The sequence below is a fragment of the Nocardia halotolerans genome, from assembly GCF_042650145.1.
Lineage (GTDB): Bacteria > Actinomycetota > Actinomycetes > Mycobacteriales > Mycobacteriaceae > Nocardia > Nocardia halotolerans.
Genome location: NZ_JBHSDL010000014.1, coordinates 630,805 through 655,012 on the forward strand (window position 1 = coordinate 630,805; position 24,208 = coordinate 655,012).

Here is a 24,208-nt window from a genome sequence, read left to right on the forward strand (position 1 = left end):
CTAAGCTGCGGGTATGACTCCACAACTCGATGCCGTCTCCATCATCGTCTCCGACATGGCCGCCTCGGTGGCGTTCTACCGCAGACTGGGGCTGGCCTTCCCCGACGGATCGGAGAACGAACCCCACGCCGAGGCACCGCTGGGTGGCGGAATGCGCCTGCTCATGGACACCGAGGCGACGATCGCCTCGTTCACCCCAGGCTGGCAGCCCCCGAGTGGCCCCGGACGCAGCAGCCTCGCGTTCCGGTGCGCCGATCCGGCCGAGGTCGACAAGACCTATACCGAACTGGTCGACGCGGGCCACCACGGGGAACAGCCGCCGTGGGACGCCTTCTGGGGCCAGCGCTACGCCACGCTCGCCGACCCCGACGGGCACGGCATCGACCTCTACGCGCCGTTGCCCGAATAGGACGACCAGCCGTGCGGATCGCGTAGGCGCCGCTGATACCGGCCGAGTACCTCGCGGACCTCGTCACTGACCGGGGGTTCGCCGTCCAGCCTCGCCCACAGGTGCGCGTCGTGCTCGCTCAGGCGCACCGGTTCGGTCGCGGCGACCTCGACGACGAAGGTGAACTGCCTGGTCCGGGCGCCGGTCCCGGACAGGTAGTCGAACTCGCCCAGATAGTCGCTGACGCCGGTGACCTCGAGACCGGTCTCCTCGGCCACCTCGCGGGTCAGCGCGTCGTCGAGGGCCTCACCCGGTTCGACGACCCCGCTCGGCAGTTCCCATTGGCCACCCAGCGCGTCCGATCGTCGGCGGCGGAGCAGGAGGACCCGGTCGTGGTGGACGACGACAGCACCGACGACAAGCCGACGGACTTCGTCTCGTTCGGCCTCGATACGGAGCGTGGGATACACAGATTCGTCGATCATCGGGTCACATCCTCTCGTCGGTGGTTCGGACTCGGCCTGGCACATGCGACGGGGCGTGCACAGTGAGCATAACTTCGCGGCGTGGCGTTGCCGAATGAGACTTTCCCGGCGCCGACACTGGTTGGAGCGTGCGCACCGAGCATCCGGCCAGGTCACGAAATTCCCGTGACAGGTGTGCCTGGTCGGCGAAACCGGTGACCGCAGCCGCTTCCGCAGCCGGAACGCCGGCGCGAATCGTGGCCAGGGCCCGCTGAAAACGCAGAATACGGGCCAACATCTTGGGTCCGTAGCCGAACGCCGACAGTGAGCGCCGGTGCAGCATACGTGCCGACATCCCGATCCGCTCGGCGGTGCCCGCGACCGATCCACCCGCATCGAGGGTCTCGACGATCGCGGTGAGCACCGGGTCCACGGTGTCTGCCTCGGCCGCCAACCGCATCGCGATCGATTCCAGAGCCGCAACGCGGTCGGGCGCGTTGTCGAGCCGGTCGACCAGCATCCTGGACCGGCGCGCGGGCAGGATCTCGGCGAGATCGACCCGCTGGTTCAGCAGTTCCACGGCCGGCACGCCCAGCAATGCGGGCGCGCTGCCCGGCGCGAACCGGACACCCACGAATTCGGCGTCTCCGGCGGTGGCGACCTGACAGGCGTGATCGTCCGGGCCCGCCACCATCAGGGCGCCCTCGGTCCAGATCAGGTCCATGCAGCCGTCGGGAAACACGGTCACCGGGCCGGTCTGCCCGGCCGCGGTGCGCGTCCAGACGACCGCACGATCGAGCCGTGCCGCGCGTTCGGAGTAATCCGCCACCTCTCCGACGGTAGCCCTGCCCACCGACACGAGAACACGGCCATAGGGTCGGCCCATGTCCGTACTGCGTTCTGTACTGCTGTTCGTGCTCGCCGCCGTCGCCGAAATCGGCGGCGCCTGGTTGATCTGGCAGGGCGTGCGCGAGCAGCGGGGCATGGCCTGGATCGGGGCCGGGGTGGTGGCGCTGGGCCTGTACGGCTTCGTCGCGACCTTGCAGCCCGACGCGAACTTCGGGCGGATCCTGGCCGCGTACGGCGGTGTCTTCGTCGCCGGATCACTGCTGTGGGCCATGGCGCTCGACGGATTCCGCCCCGACCGCTGGGACGTGACCGGTGCGCTGGTCTGCCTGGTCGGAGTCGGCATCATCATGTACGCACCGCGCGGACTCGGATAGCTCGTCCGTAAGATTCGGCTGCACAACGTTCGGCTCGGCGGAGGGGTAGCTCCATGCAGCAGGCATCAGTGCACGGTGAGCAGCCGCGCGTCGCGGGATTTCCCGGCTCCGACATCGACGCCGAACCCGATGTCTGGTCCGGCGCGGCACACGACGCCGACCGGATCCGCGCGCTGGCGGTCGGCGCCTACTACGGGCGCAGCTGGGGCGCCTACTGCGACGAGGTGGCGTTCCTGCCCGAAGAACCGGGCAGCACCTCGACCCGGCGCGAAACCGCGATCGAGGGACTGCACGAATCGTGGGGCGTCGACCACGCCGACGACGCGCGCGACACCATCCGCAGGCTGCTGGCAGGCATGCACGGGCCACTGTTCGAACTCGTGCACCCGCTCGCGGTCGCCGCGGCCACCGACACCGGCCGGGTCGACCGGTCCGGGTTGGCCGACGAGCACCGCGAATTCCTGCACACGCTGTCGGGATTCCGTGGCTATCGCGGTCCGGCCGGCATCGACCGCGACTACGACGCCTGGTTGCAGGCCATCAAACTCGGCATCACCGACAGCCTGCCGTCCCCGCTGCACACCGATGCCACCGCGTGGGATCTGGCGCGGCTGGTCTTCATCGCCCGCGCCGCCTGCACCGCCGGGTATCTCACCGAGGACGAGTCGTTCGAGCACATGCTCACCGGTTTGGACCGGGCCCGCCAGCACTACCGCAACTGGCGCCAGTTCGGTGCCGGGTTCCTCACCGGCGCCATCTTCTGGGCGGCGACCCAGGATCTGTCGGCGGCCAGAACCCAAGTGGCCGAACGCAGCCGGATGATCACCGGGCTGCACCTGCGCCCGTCGAGTCCGTGGCGGCGGGTGGCCCTGCACGCGGGGGCGCCGGTGTTCAGCCCGGCATGGTCAGCATGATCCCGACGGCCTGACGGCGAAACGGTTCGTCGGAGACCATCCCCAGTTTGCGCCGCTCCACCAGCAGCTGCCATTCCTCGAACAGGTCGGTCGAGGACGGCAGCGTGGGCGCGATGGACCCGTCGGCGTGTTCGATCTCGCAGGCCAGCCCGGTCGCCTCGGCGACGCGTTGCAAGTCGGTGGCGGTGTGGCCGACGAAGTCGAGGTCGGCGCCCGCACCCGAAACCCGCAGTGTCGCCGGCTGTTCGGTGCGCACCGCGGTGCCGGTCAGGACCGCGACGGGGAACTCGTAGATGGAATCGACGGAAACGAACAGCAACCGCAGTGTGGTGATCGCGACCATCCCCGGCGCACCCCCGTGACCGGCTTCGGCCAGTTCGAGCACGTACTCGTCGGGGCGGGCGCGACCGTGCAGGATGGCGATCTCGCGGGCGCAGCCGCCCGGCTGCCGCATTCGGTCCGCGGCCGCCGTCACGTCCGGGCGCTGCGGTCCGTGCGGGCCCCGGACCGGACGCGGCGGCACCAGATTCGGACGTGGCGGGAACACCCGGCGCAGCCCGATCAGATCGCGTTCGACCGCCCTGATCAGGGCCTGCGCCTGCTCACGCAACTCGGTCTCGAGAAACACCGGCACCGGCTGCCGCTGTGTCGGCGCACCATCGACCACGAACTGCGCCGACCGGAAGAACAACAGCAACGCCATCTTCCCGTCCTCGGTGGTCGCCAACGCGATCCGGGCCAGCTCGGCCACCCCCACATCGAGGGCCACCTCGTTGTCGGCCCGCAACGGCGTCGTCACCAACCGCCCCCGCGCGTACCGAACCGCGACCCGCGCGCCCCATACCTCGATCACGAGCCACGTCCCTCCTGCGCATCCCCACTTTCGTGGATGGTACCGACGTGGTATCCGCGCCGCCGCGGAGGTGGCAGGCTTATCGCATGTCCGAAGACCGAGAAGTCACCGAGTCGCCTGAAGAGGCGACCAAACGCAGGTTCCGCGAAGCGCTGGAACGCAAGAACGGCAACGCCACCGTAGGCGGCGCCGCCCAGAACGCCGCCAAACTCCGCGGCACCACCGCCGCAGCAGGCGGCAAACGCACCTTCCGCCGCCGCGCAGGCGGCTGACAGACAAGAGCCCCTCACCTGTATCAGGTGAGGGGCTCTGAGTGGGATAAGGCAACCGGACGTTCTACCCTGCGGTCATTCATCGAGCGAGCGGACCGGGATGAAGGCTGCGAGTTCACGAGGGTCCCGATGCATGTCGTACCCGCGCAGCAAGGCAATATATCGAGGCTTATCGAGCTCCCAATCGTACTGCTCCAACACCCCTCCGTCCTGGGCGGCCAAAAAGACGAGGTCAGCGAGCAGACGAGTCGTTCGGCCGTTACCGTCCGTGAATGGGTGGATCCTGACCGTCTCGGCATGCGCCGCGATGCCCAGCTGGTGCGGGGTCAGCGTGTCATCGAGCACTGCGGTCAGCAGGGTCTCACTGACTTGTTCCTGGACAGCTTGCTCGAGATCATAGACGGCGGTCTTGCTGACCGGCTCTCCTAGCAATTCCCGGATGCCCGGAAGCAGCGCATCTGCCTCGTCCGCGGAGACCGGTGTCTCGCCGTAGCCCGGCGTCAGGGACATCAGACCTGCAATCGCCGCTTCACCAAGAAGCTCTCGACCCGCGCTGACCGCTTATACCCAGCGGGCACGACTCGGTTCTCGAGCTGCGCGGAAGCCTTGGTCGAGCGGACGACGACCCGCTTGACGGCCTCTTTGGACACCGCACGACGCTTCACGACCCACACCTCTATCCGTTCTGAGCTCTGGACCCTGATGCTACCGATCGAGACGCCGACAGGAGGATCCGTATCAGTCTGACACCGAGTTGGCGGACCTACAATGATTCACCGCCAAACCCGAGGCTCGCCCGAACACAAAGAACCCGCAGATCGTTGAGCTGTGGGTTCTCGTCAAGTGGAGCTGCCAGGAATCTAGCCCGGATCAGCGCCGTGGCGGCCACGCCGCTGCCAGCTGTGGGCAAAATATGGGACACGGCCCGGTTCTGTGGCTTGTCGGGCACGAAAAGCCCCTCACCTTCGTGTCAGGTGAGGGGCCTCGAGTGGAGCTGCCGGGAATCGAACCCGGGTCCTCCGCCGCATCTTCAGGGCTTCTCCGTGTGCAGTTCGCTATGTCTCTGCTCGGACCTCCGGGTCTCGCGAACAAGCCCGGATGACGATCCCAGTCGCTGTTCGATGTCCCGCCCAGATCCGCGACCGACCTGGACGGTAATTCCCTCTAGCTGATGCCAGTACCCGGGTCGAGGGACGAACCCGGACTGACAGAGACGACCTGGCTACTTAGGCAGCGAGGGCGTACTCGCGCTGATTGGAATCGGCGCTTAATTGGTTGCAACGACGCTTACGGTGGTCTCTTGCCTGCACCGACACGCTTCCCCTGAATCAACGTACGCAGTCGAAACCGTTCAGCCCCGTACGCCCCGCACTCTGCGGGCTTGTCATAGTAACACCGCAGGCGCGTCGTTTCTTCCCCATATTTTCCGGCGGTTGGCGGGTACTGTTCTCGTTCGGCCGTACCGGGACAGCGAGATCGCCTGGGCGGCTGGACAAGGAGTTACCTGATGGCATTCACCAGTCGGCGTGCGTCGCGCCGATTCGCGGCGATCCCGGTGGTCGCCGCGTTCGTTCTGGCCACGGCCTGCTCGTCGGGCGGGGCGAACGGAGGGCCCGGCGTGAGCAGCGCCCCGTGCCCCGGTTCGGTGCACAAGGATCGGGGGTGCCTGTATCTGGGCGTGCTCTCCGATCTGGAGAACGGGCCGTTCAGCGCGCTCGGGGCGTCGATGCACGAGGGCCAGCTGGCGTTCTGGAACGCGGTGAACGAGGCAGGCGGGATCGGCGGTTACGACGTCGACATCTCCACCTACACCCGCAACACCTCGCTGGATCCGGGCAGCCACCGCGCCGGGTACGCCGAGATCGAGCCCGACGTGCTGGCCTTGGCGATGAGTTTCGGCACCTCCCAGACCATCGCGATGCTCAACCAGATGGACGCCGACGACATGGTGAGCACCGCGGCCACCCAGTGGTCGGGCTGGAACTATCGCAGCGCCGACCGCAACCTGGTGCTCAGCGCCGGCTACTCCTATTGCACCGAGGCCGTGACCGGGCTCGATTGGTTCACCGAGAACCATTACGCGCCGCGCGACATCGCCATCGTCGCCTATCGCGGCAACTACGGCGGCGACTACGCCAGCGGCGCGTTGAAGTGGGCCCTGGCCAACGGCGCCACCATCGTCGACCGCATCGACACCGGTCCCAACGGTGAAGTCGGCAACCAGGACGGCCCGGTGGGCGAAGTGCTGGCCGCAGCGCCCGACCTGGTGATGCTGGCCACCGGCCCCGCCGAGACCGCCGAGATCGTGGGCAAGTTGGTGAAGTCCGGATTCAGCGGCCGGTTCCTCGGTTCGCTGCCCACCTGGAACGCGGCGCTGCTGCAGTCGGCCGCCGCACCCGCGCTCACCGCGTACTACAACTACATGACGCCGGTGGACAGCTGGGCGGGCGACAGCGTCGGTGCCCGCCGTGCTCGGGCGGCCACCGTCGGCGAACCCGCGAATTTCGGTTACTCGCTGGGCTGGGCCATCTCCTACCCGCTCGAGGCCCTGCTCACCACGGCGGCGGAGAACGGCGAACTCACCAGGGCGGGCCTGCGGCGCGCGGCCGAGGACCTGACACCGGACGGAGAGGGCATGGTCGCCATTCACCCGGTCGGGGCCGCCACTCCCGAATTGGGCCGGGAGTGGTCGGCGGTGTTCGAACCGGACGCGGAGGCGCCGATGGGGGCGCGGGCGATCGCGGTCGGATATCAGGGCCCGACGCTGGCCCGGCTGGGCCTGCAGGAGCCCTGCACGCGGCTGTAGGCCTCAGCTCGCGGCGATCATGGCGACCGCCGCGAGCGCCAGGCCCATACCGAGCTTCTGCGTCGCGCTGATCCGCTCACCGAGCAGCACCATCGCCAGCAGCACCGTCGCCGCCGGGTACAACGAGCCGATCACGCTCACCACCGACAGCATCGCGCCGTGGAAGGCGTAGAGCAGCGCGGCGTTGGCGATCACGTCCAGCACGCCGATCCACAGCGCCAGCCGCAATGGTTCACCGTGCAGTCCACCGAACTCCCGGGCGCCCAGGGCCGAGATCCACACCACGGCCGTCGCGGCGGCGCGCTGGCCGAGCAGCGGCCACAGGCCGGCGCTCGGGCTGGTTTCGTGCAGGAAGAAGAACGTGAGGCCGAACGCGGCGCCCGAGCCCACGGTGAGCAGGGCGACGCGACGGGAGAACCGCAGCTCGCGACCGCCGATGATCTCCTCGGTGGTCTCGTCGGGCGCCTCCCGGCTCACCAGTACCACCGCGATCAGCGCGAGCCCGATCCCGGCGACGGCGATAACACCGGGGCGTTCACCGAGGAACAGGCCGGCCACCACGGGAATGCCGGCGACCAGGACCGCGGTCACCGGCGACACCACCGACATCGGCCCGTCGGCCAGCGCGGCGTAGAACCACCACACCGCCAGCCCACTGGCCACGCCCGCGGCCAGCCCCCACAGCATCGATGCCGTGTCGGCGGCCCCGCCGACCAGCGGTGCGATCAGCAGCACCAACAGCACCGACCACGGATAGGAAACGACAACGACGCGCAGGGCAGTGACCCTGCGCGCCGCGATACCACCGAAGAAGTCGCTGACTCCGTAACCCGTCGCCGCGATCAGGGCGAGCAGGATCGAGATCAACGCATGCCTTTGACCCGCCGACCGATCTCGCGGGTGACCTCACGCTCGGCCTGACGGCGAGCCAGATCCTGGCGCTTGTCGTAATCCTGTTTACCCTTGGCGAGGGCGAGCTCCACTTTCACCTTGCCGTCGGCGAAGTACATCGACAGCGGCACCAGTGTCTGGTTGCCCTCCCTCGACTTGCCGAGCAGGTGCTCGATCTCGCGCTTGTGCAGCAGCAGCTTGCGGGTGCGCCGCGGCGAATGATTCGTCCAGGTGCCGTGGCTGAATTCCGGGATGTGCAGACCACGCAGCCAGACCTCGCCCTGGTCGACGGTCGCGAAGGCGTCCACCAGCGAGGCCTTGCCCTCGCGCAGACTCTTGACTTCGGTGCCGACCAGCGCGATCCCCGCCTCGTAGGTGTCGAGGATCGTGTAGTTGTGCCGGGCCTTGCGGTTGGTCGCGATGACCTTCCGGCCTTTCTCCTTCATGATGGCAACTGTAAGTGACGCCGCCAGTTCTTTATTCCATGGTCGGATCAGGCCCGAGCCGCGGCCCTGGCCAGCGAGCGGTCGCGCTGCTCCTCGAACCGTGCGGCTTTGACCTCGAGGTCGGCCAGGTAGGCGTGCAGTTGGTCGCGGGCGCGTTCGCCTTCGCTGCCGAAATCGGAGCGTTCGAAGATCTGCCAGGTGCGCAGTACCGGCTTGAGCACCACGTCGAGGTGCTGGCGCAGGTCGTAGACGCCGTGTTTGGCCAGCAGCACCGCGTTGCGGCGGAAATTGGGCTGGTTGAGGCCCGGCATCTGGAAACGCAGCACCACATCGGCGATGGCCGACACGGCCGCGTCGGGGGTCAGGTCGAGCGCCGCGGAGCAGAGTTTGCGGTAGAAGATCATGTGCAGGTTCTCGTCGGCGGCGATGCGGGCGAGCATGCGGTCGGCGATCGGGTCCGCGCACAGGGCACCGGTGTTGCGGTGGCTGATCCGGGTGGCCAGCTCCTGGAACGTGACATAAGCGACTCCGCGCAGGAACTGTGAGCCCTTTTCCGGCTTGGCGATGCCCGCTGTCATGTGTGCCATCCTGGCCGCCTCCAGCGCCACCGGGTCGACGGCCCGGGTGACCACCAGATAGTCGCGCATGACGATGCCGTGGCGGTTCTCCTCGGCGGTCCACCGGCCCACCCAGGTGCCCCAGGCGTTGTCGAGGCCGAAGGTGTCGGCGAGTTCGCGGTGATAGGAGGGCAGGTTGTCCTCGGTGAGCAGGTTGGTGATCATCGCCGCCTTGGCCACCTCGCTCAGGTTCGACTGTTCGGGATCCCAGTCGATGCCGCCCATCGCCGCGAAGTTGCGGCCCTCGTCCCACGGCACGTAGTCGTGCGGGTGCCAGGTCTTGGCCTTGGCCAGGTGGTCGTTCAGGTTGGCTTCGGCGGTCGCTTCGAGCTCGGCCAGGATGTCACTGTCGGACAGATGGAGCGGCATGGATGTCACCTCGGAGTTGCGGATGGGGACGCGGCGTCCCGGCTACCCACGATCAGCCACCGCATCGGTGCCCGTGGGCGCAGTGGCGAAAGTCTGTGTCCGGTCACAGCGGATGCCGCGCGAACTGGTCGGTGGGCAGTACCGGACCGAACTGCTCGATCCGCAGCGGCAGCACCGGCCACGGGGTGGCCCCGGGTGTCAGCTCACCGACCACCTCGACACCGGCCGCGTCGAAGGCGGCCCTGGCGCGTCGCACGTGGTCGTCGGAGGTGATCAGCACGGCGGTGCGCAAGTTGTGCTCGTCCATCAGCGCGGCGGTGTTGCGCGCGTTGGCGACGGTCGACTCCGCCCGGGTTTCCCGCAGGATCCGGGCCGGGTCGATGCCCGCGGACACCAGCCACTCGGCCATGGCGTCCGCCTCGCTCGTGCCGGCCCGCGGGTTCCCGCCGGTGACGACGATCGGTGAGCTGGGCGCGAAGACCGACTGCACGAAGCCGGTCTGCAAACGGCGGACCAGCTCTTTGCGCATGGCGCCCTCCGGGGTCAGGCCGTAGCCGAGGATCACGACCGCGGTGTCATCGCCGTAAGTACCTGGCAGGGTGGGCGTCAACACCCGGTGCACATCCCGCACAGCGACCGGCACCGATGGTTGCGCACCCGCTGATTGCATTGCCGCGCACACCAATCCGGTGGTGGTCAGCGCCGCGCACAGTCCTCGTTTCGCCCGGGTCACCCACACCATTCCCATCGCCTCCTCGCGCGGGACCGATCGGTTCGATCGGTCGAGGAGGCCAACAGTGCGCCGCGAGACGGACACCGTCCGGGGTTATGACCTGCGGCTACCGGAATTCACAAGGGCCCGGGTGATCGGCTGGCCCGCGTCATCACAAAAGCTTTTGTGCCGTTGCTGCATTGCGCGGTATCTCAGCCGCCGGGTCGCAGCGCCAGGTAGAGGGCGAGGGCGCCGGCGAAGAGGGTGATCAGCGCGACGGTCGACCAGCGTGGGCGCCCCCGGCGGGTCACCGGATGACGGGTGCCGAGCAGCGACGGCGCGACCACCGGGTCGACGTGCCGGTGCGACGGCGGTCCGCCGGCGTCTCCGCCGCCCGGGGCCGCCCCGCCCGACTCTGTCTCGGAGCCTTCACCGTTCGCCATGAATCCACGGTAACGCGCCGCCCCCCGAATCCGGCGGGGTTGCCGGATGCGCTGTGGCGGGCGGCTACTCCTCGGCCAGTGCCGTGAGCACCCCCTCGCCGTAGCGGGCCAGCTTGTTCTCGCCGACCCCGGTGACGGTGCCGAGCGCGGCCAGGTCGGCGGGCTTGCGCGCCGCGATCTCGCGCAGGGTGGCGTCGTGGAACACCACGTAGGCGGGTACGCCCTGTTCCTTGGCGGTCGCCGCACGCCAGGCCCGCAAACGTTCGAACACGGGGACGTCGGCGGCGGGCAGGTCGACGGACGCCTTCGCCGACTTGGACGTGCGCGCCGGGCGGGTCGGGCGTTCGGGTTCGCGGCGCAACGCCACCTTTCGGCCCTCGAACAGCACCTCGTTGGCCGCGTCGGTGAGCGCCAGCACGCCGTATTCGCCCTGTACTGCGAGGAACCCGCCCGCGAGCAGCTGCCGCACCACCCCGCGCCACTCGGTGTCACGCAGGTCGGTGCCGATCCCGAACACCGACAGCTCGTTGTGCCGGTGCTGGGTGACCTTGGGATTGGTCTTGCCGAGCAGGATGTCGACGAGGTGGCCGGCGCCGAAGGACTGTCCGCGTTCCCGTTTGAGGCGCAGCACCGTGGAGAGCAGTTTCTGGGCGGGCACGGTGCCGTCCCAGGTCTCGGGTGGGTTCAGGCATACATCGCAGTTGCCGCAGGCGGTGCCGGGCTGGCCGAAATAGTTCAGCAGCTGCACGCGCCGGCAGTGGACCGTTTCGCAGAGCGCGAGCATCGCGTCCAGGTGTAGCTGCAACTGCCTGCGGTGCGCGGCGTCGCCCTCGCTGGAGTCGATCATCTTGCGCTGCTGCACCACATCGGCGAGGCCGTAGACCATCCAGGCCGTGGACGGTAGCCCGTCGCGGCCGGCGCGGCCGGTCTCCTGGTAGTAGCCCTCGACCGATTTGGGCAGGTCGAGGTGGGCGACGAAGCGGACGTCGGGTTTGTCGATACCCATGCCGAACGCGATGGTGGCGACCACGACCAGCCCGTCCTCCCGCAGGAACCTGGCCTGGTTCTCGGCGCGGGTGCGGTGATCCAATCCCGCGTGATAGGGCACCGCGCGGATGCCGTTCTCGTTGAGGGTGGCCGCGGTCTTCTCCACCGAATTGCGCGACAAGCAGTAGACGATGCCCGCGTCGCCGGGGTGTTCGGCGCGGATGAAGTCGAGCAGCTGGCGGTCGGGACGGTTCTTGCCTTCGATCCGGTACTGGATATTGGGCCGGTCGAAGCTGGCCACGAACTGTTTCGCCGCACCGAGGTCGAGCCGTTCGACGATTTCGGCGGCGGTCTTCTCGGTGGCGGTGGCGGTGAGCGCGATGCGCGGCACGTCGGGCCAGCGCTCGTGCAGCAGCGACAGCGCCAGGTAGTCGGGGCGGAAGTCGTGGCCCCACTGGGCGACGCAGTGCGCCTCGTCGATGGCGAACAGTGCCACGGTGCCGCGTTCGAGCAGACGCAGTGTCGATTCCAGACGCAACCGTTCCGGCGCCAGGTACAGCAGGTCGAGGTCGCCCGCGACGAACTGCGCCTCCACGGTGCGCCGCTGGTCGGGCGACTGGGTGGAGTTGAGGAATCCGGCCCGGACCCCGAGCGCGCTCAGGGCGTCGACCTGGTCCTGCATGAGCGCGATCAACGGCGACACCACCACCCCGACACCGGGGCGCACCAGCGAAGGCACCTGGTAGCACAGCGATTTGCCGCCACCGGTCGGCATCAGCACCAGCGCGTCGCCACCGCCGACGACGTGCTCGACGATCGCCGCCTGGTCACCGCGGAAACTGTCGTAGCCGAAGACCCGGCTCAGTACCTCGTCGGCGGTTTCGCCATGACGCGGTGCCGCCACCGCGCGGCCCGGGGTGGGGGCGAGATCGTCGAAGTGTAAGCCGCCGGTGTCGTCGAAGTCGTGCTCGGAGACGTAACCGCCGCTCGACGGATACGCGTCGTCGGGTGGGAAGTCTTCGGGTGGGAGGTCGTCGACATCGGGGGCTGTGGCGCCGGAATTGCTCACCGGGCCATCCTACGAGCGAGGGCCCGGCGCGCAGCCCGGCCACCGGACTCGACGATGCCGCTGACCGAGAGTTCTCCACATGTGGACAACTCGGTTTCAGCTGCGCAAACGAGCCAGGACCTCGCCGTGGAGCAGGCCGTTGGTGGCCACCGCATCGCCACCGTGCGGGCCGGATTGCCCGTCCAGGGCGGTGAACGCGCCACCGGCCTCGCGAACCAGGATGTCGAGGGCGGCCAGGTCCCACAGCGAGACCTCCGGTTCGGCGGCGATGTCCACCGCGCCCTCGGCCACCAGGCAATAGTTGAAGAAGTCGCCGTAGCCGCGCACTCGCCAGACGGCGTCGGTGAGCTCGATGAAGTTCTCGCGCAGGCCCCGCTCGTGCCAGCCCGACAGGCTGGAGAACGCCAGACTCGACGATTCCAGGTCGGCCACCGCCGACACGGTGATGGGCTTGGGTGCGCCCGGATGGACCTGTGCCCACGCGCCCGACCCGGCCGCCGCCCACCAGCGCCGGCCCAAGGCGGGCGCGCTAACGACGCCGACCACCGGGACACCGTCTTCGAGCAAAGCGATCAGGCTCGCCCAGACCGGTACCCCGCGCACGAAGTTCTTGGTTCCGTCGATCGGGTCGACCACCCACTGCCTACCGGTGAAGTCGGCCTCACCACCGAACTCCTCGCCGAGCACAGCGTCATCGGGGCGCTGTTCGGCCAGCACCCGCCGGATCACCTGTTCGACCGCCAGGTCGGCGTCCGAGACCGGGGTGAGGTCCGGTTTCGAATCGACCTGCAGGTCGACAGCGCCGAAGCGCTCGCGCGAGATCGCGTCGGCCTCGTCGGCCAGTCGCAGGGCAAGGTCCAGGTCAGCGGTGTAAGCAGCCACGTCAGGAAGTGTATGGGGCGAATGTGTGACCGCCCACGGGGAGACCTGCACGGGGCGGGCGGCTCACACGAGGGCCTGCGCGAGGCGGCCGGCTCGCAGCGCGCTGGCCCACCAGTGCATCTGGTCGAGCATCGCCTCCGCATCCGCCTCGAACTCCTGCGGTTCGAGCAGCGCACCGTTCTCGTCGAAGAGCCGGTAATAGCGCGGGAACGACACATAGTTGCGGACCGTGTGGGCGTTGAGCTCGTTGAACACCTGACGCAGATGCTCGATGGCCAGCAGCCCACCGGACCCGCCGCTGTAACCGACGAAGCCGATCGCCTTGGCGTCCCACTGGGTGAAGTGCCAGTCGATGGCCGACTTCAGCGCCGCCGGATAGCTGCGGTTGTATTCGGGCGTGACGATGACGTAGGCGTCGGCGGCGGCCAGTCGCTCGGTGAACTCGACCATCCCGGCCGGGCGCACCGGGTCGGGATCCAGCAACGGCGGCACCGCGGGCAGTTCGGCGGGCAGCTCGAAGTCGGCGAGGTCGATGACGTCGACGTCGAAGCGGTCGTCGACGCGCTGGGCGAACCAGTCGGCGACCACCGGACCGAAGCGGCCCTCGCGGACACTACCGATGACGAGCGCAAGTTTGAGTGCGGACACGATGTTCTCCTTCGTCGTGATCCCGGTCCGATCGGCCGGTGCATCCACCTTCACGCGCCGCGGCACCGACAGGGAGACCACGCTGAGAGTGGTAGTGCCACGGCCACTGTCGACCGCGCGCGGCTGGGTAGCGTCGGACCGGTGAGTGACAACGAACTCGGTCTGCGCACCAGACGCGAGGCGATCTCGCCGGCCGAGGTGGGCCTGCCCGCGGGGCCGCGCAGGCGCACGCCTGGTCTGCGCCGGCCGAGGTGGCGATGCTGGCCGGGTAAGACGGCCCTTCGAGGCGCCAAGGACTTTGTACTCACCAAACACGACACCTTTCTTGAATGGGGCTTCGAGGTCCACGATCGCGGCATCGTCACCGCGAACGCGAAGATCAATGAGCTTCGAAAGACCGGAATAGCTGGTCGATCAAGCGGTCGCCAATGCAGTCGGTGGCACAGTGGGCGGAATGGGTCGTGCATGGCTCGGTGCGCAATTCTGTTCTCACCGGAGTCGGAGCATGGGTTCCGATTGCTTGCGGCGCGGGTGGCGCCCTCCTCGGCGGACTCTTCGGAGGAGCCGGTGGGGCGTACGTCGCTGAAGAGCCGTTCAAGTAGAAAGTAGTCACAATGTCGGTGCACTCAAAGAAATCACCGCTGATCCCAACCGGCGGGGTCAGGGTTCCACTTCCGGCCTGGCGGAGCGAGTGGGGAAAACCACGTCCGGCAATACAGACGGTTGCAGCCACCACCTTCTTCGCGATCGTAACCTTGGTGTTCATCCCCTACATCATCGATGCAGCCGAATCCGGAAACGCAACACGGGCGGCATTTGGGCTGGTAGCGGTTTTTATGGGAATGACCTTTGTGGCGGCGGGCATACCGCATTTGCGAGCTCGACGAAAACGGATACCTCGAAATATCGTCGTCCATGGAACCGGAGGCGAGGTTCTCGGTCTTAGAGTCCGCTTAGTACGGTACTGGCGGGCCACCCTTTTTGTCTGGCTGGTTGCAGGAATGATTTTCCTACTCGTGCGGGCGGCGCTTTTTCTTGAGCAATTACTCACCCATAGCGACCAGGGGCACGGGGATCGGGTCACCTTCGATGCACTAGCTATTATGATTTCAATCGCAGTCGCAGGATTGCTTGCCACCGTTTTTGCATTTCTCTTTATTGGTCCCAGCGATAACAGTCTGATGCTCAACAAGGACGGAGTGTTACGAATTGTTGGACCGGTTACCGTATCGGTATCGTGGGATGATGTTGATCAGATTTGGCCACAGGTCGTGAACAACGTCAACTGCATATGCCTGGCACCGCGGCCTGACCGAGAATTCAAGACTGATATCGTAAAAAATAGGATGTTGCGATTGGGTCGCAACAGAGGTGACGGAAGGATTGTTCTTCCCGCGATATCGTTCGGCATTGACCCAGCCCTCTTGCTGTGCCTCCTCGCTTACTACAAGGAGCACCCCGAGCAGCGTCACGAACTTGAGTCCAAAGGTGCGCTCGACCGAATAAAAAGCGGACGTCTCGTCGGCCTGGAGCACTGAAGTTCTGGCACACCATCTATTGCATAGCCCGATTGTGGATGTTCAGGGCATATCTGGCCTGGGTCCTTCCTTGTGTGTGGTTCGGTGAAACTTGGGTTGCCCCGGACGTCACGGCACCGACAGGGAGACCACGCTGAGAGTGGTAGTGCCACGGCCACTGTCGACCGCGCGCGGCTGGGTAGCGTCGGACAGGTGAGTGACAACGAGCTCGGGCTGTTCCTGCGCACCAGGCGCGAGGCGATCTCGCCGGCCGCGGTGGGCCTGCCCGCGGGGCCGCGCAGGCGCACGCCCGGTCTACGCCGGGCCGAGGTGGCGATGCTGGCCGGGGTGAGCGTGGAGTAGCTGATCCGGCTCGAGCAGGGCCGTGACCGGCATCCTTCGGCGCCGGTGCTGTCGGCGCTGGCCGACACGCTGCGGTCGAGTCCGCGCGAACGCGTGCACCTGCACCAGCTCACCAAGGGCGTGTCGGGTTTCAGTTGTGGTGCCGCCGAGGCCGGGCCCAACCGGACGGTGCGGCCGACCGTGCTGGCGATTCTGGCGCAGCTCGAGCCGGCGCCCGCCGCGATCACCAACCGGTTCACCGAGGTGCTCGCCTGCACCGAGGGCTATCGGCGGCTGCTGGGGCACAGTGGGCTGTTCGAACAGGGCGAACCGGCCAATGTCGCCCGATTCGTGTTCACCCATCCGGGGGCGCGTGCGCTGTACCCGGATTGGGGCGAGGCGGCCGACGAACTCGTCGCCTCGCTCAAACAGGGGCCCTATCGCGCCGATCCGATGGTCGCCGCGCTGGTCGACGAGCTCACCGTCACCGCGGGCAGCGCGTTCACCGACCGGCTCGCCGCCGTGCCCGGGCTGCCGCCTTCGGGCGGGATCAACCGGCTGCGTCATCCCGATGCGGGCGAGCTGCGCCTGGCCTACGAATCGCTGGACCTGTCGATCGACGATGATCAGTCGTTGTATGTCCTGTTGCCCGCCGACGAGCGGAGTGCGGCGGCGCTGGACGGGTTGCTGGGCCGGCGTCCCGGCAGCTTGCGGGCGGTCGCGGGGTGCGCGAGGGGTGCGCGTGTTTCGTGGTGTCGGTGCCGACCGGTAACCTTGGGCATCGTGCATCCTGACGTTATCGCCGACCTCGCCGAACTCGACACCACGCTCAAGACGGTCGAGTCGGTCCTCGATGTCGAGGAGCTCCGCCGACGCATCGATGAGCTCGAACATCAGGCCGCCGATCCCGAGCTGTGGAACAACCAGGACCACGCCCAGCAGGTGACCAGCGAGCTGTCGCACGCCCAGAACGAGCTGCGCCGGGTGGAGGAGCTGCGTCAGCGCCTCGAAGACCTGCCGGTGCTCTACGAGCTCGCCGAAGCCGAAGAGGGCGCGGCCGCCGAGGAGGCCACCGCCGATGCCGACGCCGAGCGGGCCGCGCTGCGCGTCGACATCGAGGCGATGGAGGTGCGCACCCTGCTCTCGGGCGAGTACGACAAGCGCGACGCGCTGGTCAACATCCGGTCCGGCGCGGGCGGTGTCGACGCGGCCGACTGGGCGATGATGCTGATGCGCATGTACATCCGCTGGGCCGAGCGGCACAAGTACAGCGTCGAGGTCTACGACACCTCCTACGCCGAAGAAGCCGGTATCAAGAGCGCCACCTTCGCGGTGAAGTCGCCCTACGCCTACGGCACGCTCTCGGTCGAGATGGGCACCCACCGTCTGGTGCGGATCAGCCCGTTCGACAACCAGGGGCGTCGCCAGACCTCCTTCGCCGAGGTGGAGGTGCTGCCGGTGGTGGAGACCACCGACCACATCGAGATCCCCGACGGCGACGTGCGCGTCGACGTGTACCGCTCCTCCGGGCCCGGTGGGCAGAGCGTGAACACCACCGACTCCGCGGTACGCCTGACCCACATCCCCACCGGCATCGTGGTGACCTGTCAGAACGAGAAGTCGCAGCTGCAGAACAAGATCTCGGCGATGCGCGTGCTGCAGGCCAAACTGCTCGAGCGCAAGCGCCAGGAGGAGCGGGCCCAGATGGACGCGCTCAAGACCAACGAGGGCGCGTCGTGGGGCAACCAGATGCGCTCCTATGTGCTGCACCCGTACCAGATGGTCAAGGATCTGCGCACCAACCACGAGGTGAACAACCCGACCGCGGTGCTCGACGGTGACATCGACGGCTTCATCGAATCCGGGATCCGTTGGCGCATGCGCGATCAGGCCGACGCGTAGCCACCTGTTCGCTGACAAACCGTGTCCTTCACCACGTTTGACCGAGCGCCGTGACCTGCCTGTAACCTTTCTGGTGTGCGTTCGACCGAACCGAAACTGTGCCTGTGCGGTGCCCCGGAGGGGACTCGATGACCGATCTCCTCGCGCTCGACACCGCGCCCGGGATCACCTCTTGGCTGCGTTCGAGCGGCCTCGAGATCGTGCTGCTGATCGTCGGCGCGATGCTGTTCGGCCGGTTCGCCGCGTTCCTGCGCGACCGGGTGACCACCAAGATCGACTCGACCTTCCAGACGAGCGACGCACTGGTGCGCACCGAGGCGGCCAAGCACCGGCACGCACTGGCCCAGGTGGTCACCTGGGTGGTGCTGACCATCGTCTACGTGCTGGTGGGCATGGAGGTGCTGCGCCGGCTCGGCTTCTCGGTGACCGGCCTGGTCGCGCCCGCCGCGGTGCTCGGTGCCGCGCTCGGTTTCGGCGCCCAGCGCATCGTGCAGGACATCCTGGCCGGGTTCTTCATCATCACCGAACGCCAGTACGGCTTCGGTGACGTGGTGCAGATCGCGGTGATCGGTTCCGCCGACCCGGCCGAGGGCACCGTCGAGGACGTCACCCTGCGCATCACCACGCTGCGCAACTCCGACGGCGAGGTGATCACGGTCCCCAACGGCCAGATCGTGAAGGTCACCAACCTGTCCAAGGACTGGGCGCGCGCGGCGATCGACGTGCCGGTCTCCGCGCAGGCCGACATCACCAGGATCAACGAGGTCCTGCACGAGGTGTGCCAGAAGGCCTACCAGGATCCGCGCCTCGAGCCGCTGCTGCTCGACGAACCGTCGGTGATGGGTGTCGAGGGGCTGTCGATCGCCGAGATGAACATCCGGATGGTTGCTCGCACATTGCCGGGCAAACAATTCGAAGTGGGTCGTGAACTGCGGGTACGTGTCGCCGCGGCCCTGCGTAAGGAGGGAATCAGTGAAACCACGTAAGTCCACAGCGATCCTGTTGGCGGCGTGGCTGTCGACTTTCGTCGTCTATGTGCTCGTGAAACCGACCGAGAAGACACCCGACGGCAACCTGTTCAATGCGGTTCCGACCTGGGTGAATCCCGCGCCCGAACGCTGATCGGCGCGTCGCGTCCGGCCGGGACGCGGGCGAGCGCTGGCTACACTGGCTCCTCGTGATCACCATGCGCAACGTCACCAAGTCGTACAAGACCTCGACGCGGCCGGCGCTGGACAACGTTTCGGTCGAGGTGGACAAGGGCGAGTTCCTCTTCATCATCGGCCCGTCCGGTTCGGGGAAGTCGACCTTCATGCGCCTGCTGCTCAAGGAGGACGCGCCCGACGCGGGCGAGATCCGGGTCGCCGACTTCCGGGTCGACCGGTTGCCCGCGAGGAAGGTGCCGAAGTTGCGTCAGCGGATGGGCTGCGTCTTCCAGGACTTCCGGTTGCTGCAGCAGAAGACCGTGGAGCAGAACGTGGCCTTCGCGCTGGAGGTGATCGGCAAGCGACGCCAGTTCATCGAGCGGACCGTGCCCGAGGTGCTCGACATGGTCGGGCTCGGTGGCAAGGGCAACCGGCTGCCCTCGGAGCTCTCCGGTGGTGAGCAGCAGCGGGTGGCGATCGCGCGCGCGTTCGTGAACCGGCCGCTGGTGCTGCTGGCCGACGAGCCGACCGGCAACCTCGACCCCGAGACCAGCGCCGACATCATGGCGCTGCTGGAACGGATCAACCGCGTGGGCACGACGGTGCTGATGGCCACCCACGACAACAACATCGTCGACTCGATGCGCAGGCGGGTGGTCGAACTCGACCACGGCAGACTTGTGCGCGACGAGGCGACCGGTGTCTACGGGGTGGGACGATAATGCGACTGAGTTTCCTGTTCACCGAGGTCGTCGACGGTCTGCGCCGCAACCTGACGATGACCGTCGCGATGATCCTGACCACCGCGGTGTCGCTGATGATGCTCGGTGGCGGCATGCTGTCGGTGCGGATGGCCGACAAGACCGAGAACTTCTTCATCGGCCGCCTCGAGGTGCGTTTCTACCTCGACGACGCCATCTCCGAGAACGATCCCGACTGCGCCGCCGAACCGTGCAAGACCTTGCTCACCGACTTGAAGCAGACCTCCGGGGTGGAGAGCGTGCAGTTCCTCAACCGCGCCGACGCGCTGGAGGAGGCCAAGAAGCTGTTCGAGGATCAGCCGGAGATGGTGCAGTACATCACCGATTCCCCGCTGCCCGCTTCGCTGCGGGTGAAGATGACCGACGCCGAGCAGTACCAGCACATCTACGACAGTTTCGCGACCCGTGATGGTGTGCGGATCGTGGCCAACGACAAGGAGTTCGTCGACCGGTTGGTGAGCTTGTTCGACGGCCTGCGCAACGCGGCGTTCGGGTTGGCGCTGGTGATGGCGCTGGCGGCGATGCTGCTGGTGCTGAACATGGTGCAGATCGCCGCGTTCACCCGGCGCACCGAAGTCGGCATCATGCGCCTGGTGGGCGCGACGCGCTGGTATACGCAGTTACCGTTCCTGCTCGAGGCGGTCGCGGCCGCGTTCGTCGGTTCGGTACTCGCGGTCGGCGGCCTGGTCCTCGCCCGCCCCTTGGTGATCGACCGAGCGTTGGGCCCACTGTTCGACAGCAATGTCTTCCCGCGCATCACCGGCGACGACATCGCCGTGGTCGCGTTGACGATCGCCCCGGTCGGCATCGTCTTCGCCGCCGTCACCGCGTATCTCACCCTGCGGTTCTACGTGCGCGAATAGGACCCGGGCGCGTCACCGACGTGGCCCGGATTCAGCCGAGGGTGCGCAACTGGGGCCACACCTGTGACCACGGCCGGACCGGGTCGCGGCACACGAACATCGGTGCACCCTGTTCGTCGTTGTCGATGCCGACTCCGTTGTCGAGCACTCGCCGGTTCGCGCTGCGCATCCGTCGGCGCACGCAGCAGCATCTGGAGGCGACCGGGGGCGAGAAAGTGCAGCTCGTCGCGGTGATAGCCGTAGCGGCCCGAGGTTACCAGCAGGACGAGCGCGAAAGCCGATCCTAGGACGCGCACTGGTTCAGCGTGACAGAATCCGGCGATTCCACAGCTGATCCTTGCACTTCTTACTCAAGAGTAAGATAGTCTTACCGAGGAGTAAGATAGGCGGGGTCGCAAGCGCCCCGACAGCCGAGGAAATCAGGTGATGATGAGCACTCGAGACAGCGCGATCAAGCGAGGTCCGAACGACACGTCCGCGGTCGGCCTCAGCCAGCCCAAGCGGGACTGGATGGGCGCCGCGATGCGGGCTTTGACCACGATTACCGGGTCCGAGCTCGCCGAGAAGTACAACCTGCGCAAGCCCATCGAACGCGTCACCTACGAGGGCACCAAGACCGGTTTCCGCACCCTGGGCGCCGCTACCCGCACCTTCGCCAAGGTCACCGGCGGCGGCAAGCCCCAGCGGCTGCCCGACAACGAAGCCAAGACCAAGGACTACTTCGACCTCACCCCGTCCGACGAACAGCAGATGATCGTCGAGACCGTGCGCGACTTCGCCGGGGAGATCCTGCGCCCGGCCGCCTACGACGCCGACAACGCCGCCGCGGCCCCGCGCGACCTGCTCGAGCGCGCCGCCGAACTCGGCATCACCTTGATCAACGTCCCCGAGGAACTCGAAGGCGCGGCCGCCGAACGCGGCGCGGTCACCAATTCCATGGTGGCCGAAGCCCTCTCCTACGGCGACATGGGCCTGGCGCTGCCCATCCTGGCGCCCAGCGGCGTGGCCGTGGCGCTGTCGCAGTGGGGCACCGACGCCCAGCAACAGACGTATCTGCCCGCCTTCACCGGCGAGAACGTCCCGCAGGCTTCGGTGGTCATCAGCGAACCGCGCGCCCTGTTCGACCCGTTCGCCCTGCAGACCAAGGCCACCCGCTCCCCCAGCGGTTACCGCCTCAACGGTGTCAAGAGCCTGGTACCGGCCGCGGCCGACGCCGAACTGTTCATCGTGGCCGCCGAACTCGACGGCCGCCCCGCACTGTTCATCGTCGAATCCGCGTCCGCGGGCCTGTCGGTCGAAGCCGACCCCAACATGGGTCTGCGCGCCGCGGGCATGGGCCGGCTGATCCTGGACAACGTCGCGGTCGGCACCGACGCGGTACTCGGCGACGGTGACGCCAAGGCGCGCGCCGCCGAGTACGCCGATGCCGTGCAGCTGGCCCGCCTGGGCTGGGCCTCACTGGCCATCGGCACCGGGCAGGCCGTGCTCGACTACGTGGTTCCCTACGTCAACGAACGCGAAGCCTTCGGCGAGCCCATCTCGCACCGGCAGGCGGTGGCGTTCATGGTGGCCAACATCGCGATCGAGCTCGACGGTCTGCGGCTGGTGACCCTGCGTGGCGCCTCGCGCGCCGAGCAAGGGCTGTCGTTCGCCCGCGAGGCGGCGCTGGCCCGCAAGCTCGCCACCGACAAGGGTATGCAGATCGGTCTGGACGGGGTGCAGCTGCTCGGCGGCCACGGCTTCACCAAGGAGCACCCGGTCGAACGCTGGTATCGCGATCTTCGGGCCATCGGCGTCGCCGAGGGCATCGTGCTGGTGTAGCGGCTTTTCTTACCTTCCAGGAGACTTCCCATGATCAATCTCGAACTCCCCAAGAAGCTGAGGGCGAGCGCCAACCAGGCCCACCAGGTCGCCGCCCAGATCTTCCGTCCGATCTCACGCAAATACGACCTCGCCGAGCACGAATACCCGGTCGAGCTCGACACCATGTCGGCCATGATCGAAGGGCTCGCCGACTCGGGCACCCAGCAGATCGGTGGCGCCTCCGGCGGACGCGGTGACGAGGCCGCCGCCGTGGGTAATGCCAACGGCGGCAACATGTCCTCGCTGATGAACACCCTCGAGACCGCGTGGGGTGACGTCGGCCTCCTGCTGACCATCCCCTACCAGGGGCTGGGCAACGCGGCGATCGCCGCGGTGGCCACCGACGAGCAGCTGGAACGTTTCGGCAAGGTGTGGGCCGCGATGGCCATCACCGAACCCTCCTTCGGGTCCGATTCCGCCGCGGTCACCACCACCGCCGTGCTCGACGGCGACGAATGGGTGCTCAACGGCGAGAAGATCTTCGTCACCGCCGGCGAGCGCGCCACCCACATCGTGGTGTGGGCCTCGGTCGACAAGAGCCTGGGCCGCGCCGCGATCAAGTCCTTCGTCGTACCGCGTGACGCACCGGGTCTGTCGGTGGCGCGGCTCGAGCACAAGCTCGGCATCAAGGCTTCCGACACCGCCGTGCTGCTGCTGCAGGACTGCCGGATCCCCGCCGACAACATCCTCGGCTCGCCGGAAGTGAACGTGGAGAAGGGTTTCGCGGGGGTCATGCAGACCTTCGACAACACCCGCCCGCTCGTAGCGGCCATGGCCGTCGGTGTCGCCCGCGCCGCACTCGAGGAACTGCGCGCCATCCTCACCGAGGCCGGTGTCGAGATCTCCTACGACACCCCCGCGATGAACCAGTCCGCCGCGGCCGCCGAATTCCTGCGCATGGAAGCCGATTACGAAGCGGCCTACCTGCTCTCGCTGCGCGCCGCCTGGATGGCCGACAACAAGAAGCCCAACTCCCTCGAGGCGTCGATGTCGAAGGCCAAGGCCGGCCGCACCGGCACCGACGTCACCCTCAAGGCCGTGGAACTGGCCGGCACCCTCGGCTACTCCCAGCGCCTGCTCCTGGAGAAGTGGAGCCGCGACTCGAAGATCCTCGACATCTTCGAAGGCACCCAGCAGATCCAGCAGCTGATCGTGGCCCGCCGGGTACTCGGCAAGACCAGCGCCGAGCTGAAGTGAGCTGGTAGACAACAGGGAACCGGCGCGGGTCACTCGACTCGCGCCGGTTCTGCGTTCGGCCGAGTTGTCGCCCGCACTGGTTAGGCTGACACGATCGCGTGCCGTGGGGCGGGCGGAAACGAGGGCGGCATGGGCTGGAATGTGAACGGGCTGCTCGTGGCGGGGGCGGTGGAGGTGGGGGCGTTGCCGGGGCACACCATCGAAACCGGGGAGATCCTGGATCTGGGCAGTGCGTACTCGCGACCCGTGGATTACGCGGTGGCCGCGGTCGGCGGGTGGACGTCGATCCTGGACCCGCACATTCTGGTGACCTTCGACGACGAGGCCGCGCTCGCGATCGCCGGTGAGCGGCGGCTGCTCGCCTACGCCACCCACAGTGTCTCCGACACCTACGGCTTCGCCTGGTATTCCGGCGCGCAGTCCATCCGGCGGGTCATCTACTCCCGCGGTGAGATCGCCGACGAGGCCGGCGGGGTGCTCCCGGAAGAGGCGCGCCTGGAACCCGGATACGACGAGGACTTCATCATCGACATCGTCACCGGCCTGACCGGACTCGACTGGTCGCAGATCGTCGAGGCCGACTACCGGGTGTGGTCGGCCCCGTGACGAACGCGCACCGGGCAGGCGCCGGGGC

Annotated in this window: 29 protein-coding genes, 1 other RNA gene and 2 pseudogenes; 17 read left to right on the forward strand and 15 right to left on the reverse strand. The window is 67.5% G+C overall.

Annotation, left to right across the window (positions count from 1 at the left end):
• Window positions 1-13 precede the first annotated feature (13 nt).
• On the forward strand, window positions 14-409 hold the full coding sequence (locus tag ACFO5K_RS13515; protein WP_378561271.1) for a VOC family protein: 396 nt from the start codon (window positions 14-16) through the stop codon (window positions 407-409).
• Here ACFO5K_RS13515 and ACFO5K_RS13520 read toward each other — a convergent pair.
• Together ACFO5K_RS13520 and ACFO5K_RS13525 are read right to left on the reverse strand one after the other, a co-directional pair.
• Window positions 388-873 (reverse strand): NUDIX hydrolase, encoded by a 486-nt coding sequence (locus ACFO5K_RS13520; protein ID WP_378561274.1) that lies wholly within the window; start codon window positions 871-873, stop codon window positions 388-390. The two genes, ACFO5K_RS13515 and ACFO5K_RS13520, sit on opposite strands and share 22 nt — an antisense overlap.
• A gap of 4 nt (window positions 874-877) precedes the next feature.
• A complete protein-coding gene (locus ACFO5K_RS13525; protein ID WP_378561277.1) occupies window positions 878-1,681 on the reverse strand; it encodes a DUF6597 domain-containing transcriptional factor in 804 nt (267 codons plus the stop codon).
• Between the two features lie 55 nt (window positions 1,682-1,736).
• Here ACFO5K_RS13525 and ACFO5K_RS13530 point away from each other — a divergent pair, with 55 nt between their 5' ends.
• Both ACFO5K_RS13530 and ACFO5K_RS13535 read left to right on the forward strand, forming a co-directional pair.
• Window positions 1,737-2,075 (forward strand): YnfA family protein, encoded by a 339-nt coding sequence (locus tag ACFO5K_RS13530; RefSeq protein ID WP_378561280.1) that lies wholly within the window; start codon window positions 1,737-1,739, stop codon window positions 2,073-2,075.
• A 53-nt stretch (window positions 2,076-2,128) separates the two neighbouring features.
• On the forward strand, window positions 2,129-2,989 hold the full coding sequence (locus tag ACFO5K_RS13535; RefSeq protein WP_378561283.1) for a DUF1266 domain-containing protein: 861 nt from the start codon (window positions 2,129-2,131) through the stop codon (window positions 2,987-2,989).
• Here ACFO5K_RS13535 and ACFO5K_RS13540 read toward each other — a convergent pair.
• A complete protein-coding gene (locus ACFO5K_RS13540; RefSeq protein ID WP_378561286.1) occupies window positions 2,967-3,842 on the reverse strand; it encodes a hypothetical protein in 876 nt (291 codons plus the stop codon). The two genes, ACFO5K_RS13535 and ACFO5K_RS13540, sit on opposite strands and share 23 nt — an antisense overlap.
• Before the next feature lie 86 nt (window positions 3,843-3,928).
• Between ACFO5K_RS13540 and ACFO5K_RS13545 the strand changes: the two genes are divergently transcribed.
• On the forward strand, window positions 3,929-4,114 hold the full coding sequence (locus ACFO5K_RS13545) for a DUF5302 domain-containing protein (protein WP_378561288.1): 186 nt from the start codon (window positions 3,929-3,931) through the stop codon (window positions 4,112-4,114).
• 75 nt (window positions 4,115-4,189) lie between these two features.
• Here ACFO5K_RS13545 and ACFO5K_RS13550 read toward each other — a convergent pair whose 3' ends face one another.
• From ACFO5K_RS13550 to ssrA, 3 genes are all read right to left on the reverse strand, one after another.
• Entirely contained in the window at window positions 4,190-4,624 is a 435-nt protein-coding gene (locus tag ACFO5K_RS13550) for a Fic family protein (protein ID WP_378561291.1), read from the reverse strand.
• On the reverse strand, window positions 4,624-4,779 hold the full coding sequence (locus tag ACFO5K_RS13555; RefSeq protein WP_378561294.1) for a hypothetical protein: 156 nt from the start codon (window positions 4,777-4,779) through the stop codon (window positions 4,624-4,626). The genes ACFO5K_RS13550 and ACFO5K_RS13555 overlap by 1 nt, the downstream gene beginning before the upstream one ends.
• Window positions 4,780-5,100: 321 nt before the next feature.
• Window positions 5,101-5,473, reverse strand: a transfer-messenger RNA (tmRNA) gene (gene ssrA, locus ACFO5K_RS13560).
• Between the two features lie 148 nt (window positions 5,474-5,621).
• On the opposite strand from ssrA, the gene ACFO5K_RS13565 reads away from it, so the two are divergent.
• Window positions 5,622-6,920, forward strand: coding sequence for an ABC transporter substrate-binding protein (locus ACFO5K_RS13565; RefSeq protein WP_378561297.1), 1,299 nt, complete (start codon window positions 5,622-5,624; stop codon window positions 6,918-6,920).
• A 3-nt stretch (window positions 6,921-6,923) separates the two neighbouring features.
• Here the strand turns inward: ACFO5K_RS13565 and ACFO5K_RS13570 are convergent, their stop codons facing one another.
• From ACFO5K_RS13570 to ACFO5K_RS13605, 8 genes are all read right to left on the reverse strand, one after another.
• Window positions 6,924-7,787, reverse strand: coding sequence for a DMT family transporter (locus ACFO5K_RS13570; RefSeq protein WP_378561300.1), 864 nt, complete (start codon window positions 7,785-7,787; stop codon window positions 6,924-6,926).
• Entirely contained in the window at window positions 7,784-8,257 is a 474-nt protein-coding gene (smpB, locus tag ACFO5K_RS13575) for an SsrA-binding protein SmpB (RefSeq protein ID WP_378561303.1), read from the reverse strand. Before smpB ends, ACFO5K_RS13570 begins: the two co-directional genes overlap by 4 nt.
• A gap of 47 nt (window positions 8,258-8,304) precedes the next feature.
• Window positions 8,305-9,243: an acyl-ACP desaturase gene (locus ACFO5K_RS13580; protein WP_378561306.1), complete on the reverse strand. Its 939-nt coding sequence runs from the start codon at window positions 9,241-9,243 to the stop codon at window positions 8,305-8,307.
• Window positions 9,244-9,346: 103 nt separating this feature from the next.
• Entirely contained in the window at window positions 9,347-9,985 is a 639-nt protein-coding gene (locus tag ACFO5K_RS13585; protein WP_378561309.1) for a YdcF family protein, read from the reverse strand.
• A gap of 182 nt (window positions 9,986-10,167) precedes the next feature.
• The gene (locus ACFO5K_RS13590) at window positions 10,168-10,398 is read right to left on the reverse strand and encodes a hypothetical protein (RefSeq protein WP_378561312.1); all 231 of its coding nucleotides are present in this window, start codon (window positions 10,396-10,398) and stop codon (window positions 10,168-10,170) included.
• Between the two features lie 64 nt (window positions 10,399-10,462).
• A complete protein-coding gene (gene recQ, locus ACFO5K_RS13595) occupies window positions 10,463-12,289 on the reverse strand; it encodes a DNA helicase RecQ (RefSeq protein WP_378563809.1) in 1,827 nt (608 codons plus the stop codon).
• A 261-nt stretch (window positions 12,290-12,550) separates the two neighbouring features.
• Window positions 12,551-13,336 (reverse strand): histidinol-phosphatase, encoded by a 786-nt coding sequence (hisN, locus tag ACFO5K_RS13600; RefSeq protein WP_378561315.1) that lies wholly within the window; start codon window positions 13,334-13,336, stop codon window positions 12,551-12,553.
• A gap of 63 nt (window positions 13,337-13,399) precedes the next feature.
• The gene (locus ACFO5K_RS13605; RefSeq protein ID WP_378561318.1) at window positions 13,400-13,984 is read right to left on the reverse strand and encodes an NADPH-dependent FMN reductase; all 585 of its coding nucleotides are present in this window, start codon (window positions 13,982-13,984) and stop codon (window positions 13,400-13,402) included.
• A gap of 141 nt (window positions 13,985-14,125) precedes the next feature.
• On the opposite strand from ACFO5K_RS13605, the pseudogene ACFO5K_RS13610 reads away from it, so the two are divergent.
• The 9 genes and pseudogenes from ACFO5K_RS13610 to ftsX form a co-directional block, all read left to right on the forward strand.
• Window positions 14,126-14,230: pseudogene (locus tag ACFO5K_RS13610) on the forward strand (transcriptional regulator); the annotation flags it as partial.
• Window positions 14,231-14,598: 368 nt separating this feature from the next.
• A complete protein-coding gene (locus ACFO5K_RS13615) occupies window positions 14,599-15,522 on the forward strand; it encodes a hypothetical protein (protein WP_378561321.1) in 924 nt (307 codons plus the stop codon).
• Window positions 15,523-15,714: 192 nt separating this feature from the next.
• On the forward strand, window positions 15,715-15,864 hold the full coding sequence (locus tag ACFO5K_RS13620) for a hypothetical protein (protein WP_378561324.1): 150 nt from the start codon (window positions 15,715-15,717) through the stop codon (window positions 15,862-15,864).
• Between the two features lie 180 nt (window positions 15,865-16,044).
• Window positions 16,045-16,515 (forward strand): annotated as a pseudogene (locus ACFO5K_RS13625) (MmyB family transcriptional regulator); the annotation flags it as partial.
• 111 nt (window positions 16,516-16,626) lie between these two features.
• A complete protein-coding gene (gene prfB, locus ACFO5K_RS13630) occupies window positions 16,627-17,745 on the forward strand; it encodes a peptide chain release factor 2 (RefSeq protein ID WP_378563812.1) in 1,119 nt (372 codons plus the stop codon).
• A 128-nt stretch (window positions 17,746-17,873) separates the two neighbouring features.
• Window positions 17,874-18,731 carry a mechanosensitive ion channel family protein gene (locus tag ACFO5K_RS13635; protein ID WP_378561327.1) on the forward strand — a complete coding sequence of 286 codons (858 nt, stop codon included), beginning with the start codon at window positions 17,874-17,876 and terminating at the stop codon, window positions 18,729-18,731.
• Window positions 18,718-18,867: a hypothetical protein gene (locus tag ACFO5K_RS13640; protein WP_378561330.1), complete on the forward strand. Its 150-nt coding sequence runs from the start codon at window positions 18,718-18,720 to the stop codon at window positions 18,865-18,867. The genes ACFO5K_RS13635 and ACFO5K_RS13640 overlap by 14 nt, the downstream gene beginning before the upstream one ends.
• Before the next feature lie 55 nt (window positions 18,868-18,922).
• The gene (gene ftsE, locus ACFO5K_RS13645; RefSeq protein WP_378561333.1) at window positions 18,923-19,612 is read left to right on the forward strand and encodes a cell division ATP-binding protein FtsE; all 690 of its coding nucleotides are present in this window, start codon (window positions 18,923-18,925) and stop codon (window positions 19,610-19,612) included.
• The gene (gene ftsX, locus ACFO5K_RS13650; protein ID WP_378561336.1) at window positions 19,612-20,514 is read left to right on the forward strand and encodes a permease-like cell division protein FtsX; all 903 of its coding nucleotides are present in this window, start codon (window positions 19,612-19,614) and stop codon (window positions 20,512-20,514) included. The genes ftsE and ftsX overlap by 1 nt, the downstream gene beginning before the upstream one ends.
• 31 nt (window positions 20,515-20,545) lie before the next feature.
• Here the strand turns inward: ftsX and ACFO5K_RS13655 are convergent, their stop codons facing one another.
• Window positions 20,546-20,683, reverse strand: coding sequence for a hypothetical protein (locus ACFO5K_RS13655; protein WP_378561339.1), 138 nt, complete (start codon window positions 20,681-20,683; stop codon window positions 20,546-20,548).
• A gap of 257 nt (window positions 20,684-20,940) precedes the next feature.
• Between ACFO5K_RS13655 and ACFO5K_RS13660 the strand changes: the two genes are divergently transcribed.
• The 3 genes from ACFO5K_RS13660 (at window position 20,941) to ACFO5K_RS13670 (ending at window position 24,180) form a co-directional block, all read left to right on the forward strand.
• Entirely contained in the window at window positions 20,941-22,335 is a 1,395-nt protein-coding gene (locus ACFO5K_RS13660) for an acyl-CoA dehydrogenase family protein (RefSeq protein WP_378561341.1), read from the forward strand.
• A 30-nt stretch (window positions 22,336-22,365) separates the two neighbouring features.
• Entirely contained in the window at window positions 22,366-23,574 is a 1,209-nt protein-coding gene (locus ACFO5K_RS13665) for an acyl-CoA dehydrogenase family protein (RefSeq protein WP_378561344.1), read from the forward strand.
• A 129-nt stretch (window positions 23,575-23,703) separates the two neighbouring features.
• A complete protein-coding gene (locus ACFO5K_RS13670; protein ID WP_378561347.1) occupies window positions 23,704-24,180 on the forward strand; it encodes a hypothetical protein in 477 nt (158 codons plus the stop codon).
• The last annotated feature ends 28 nt before the right edge of the window (window positions 24,181-24,208 follow it).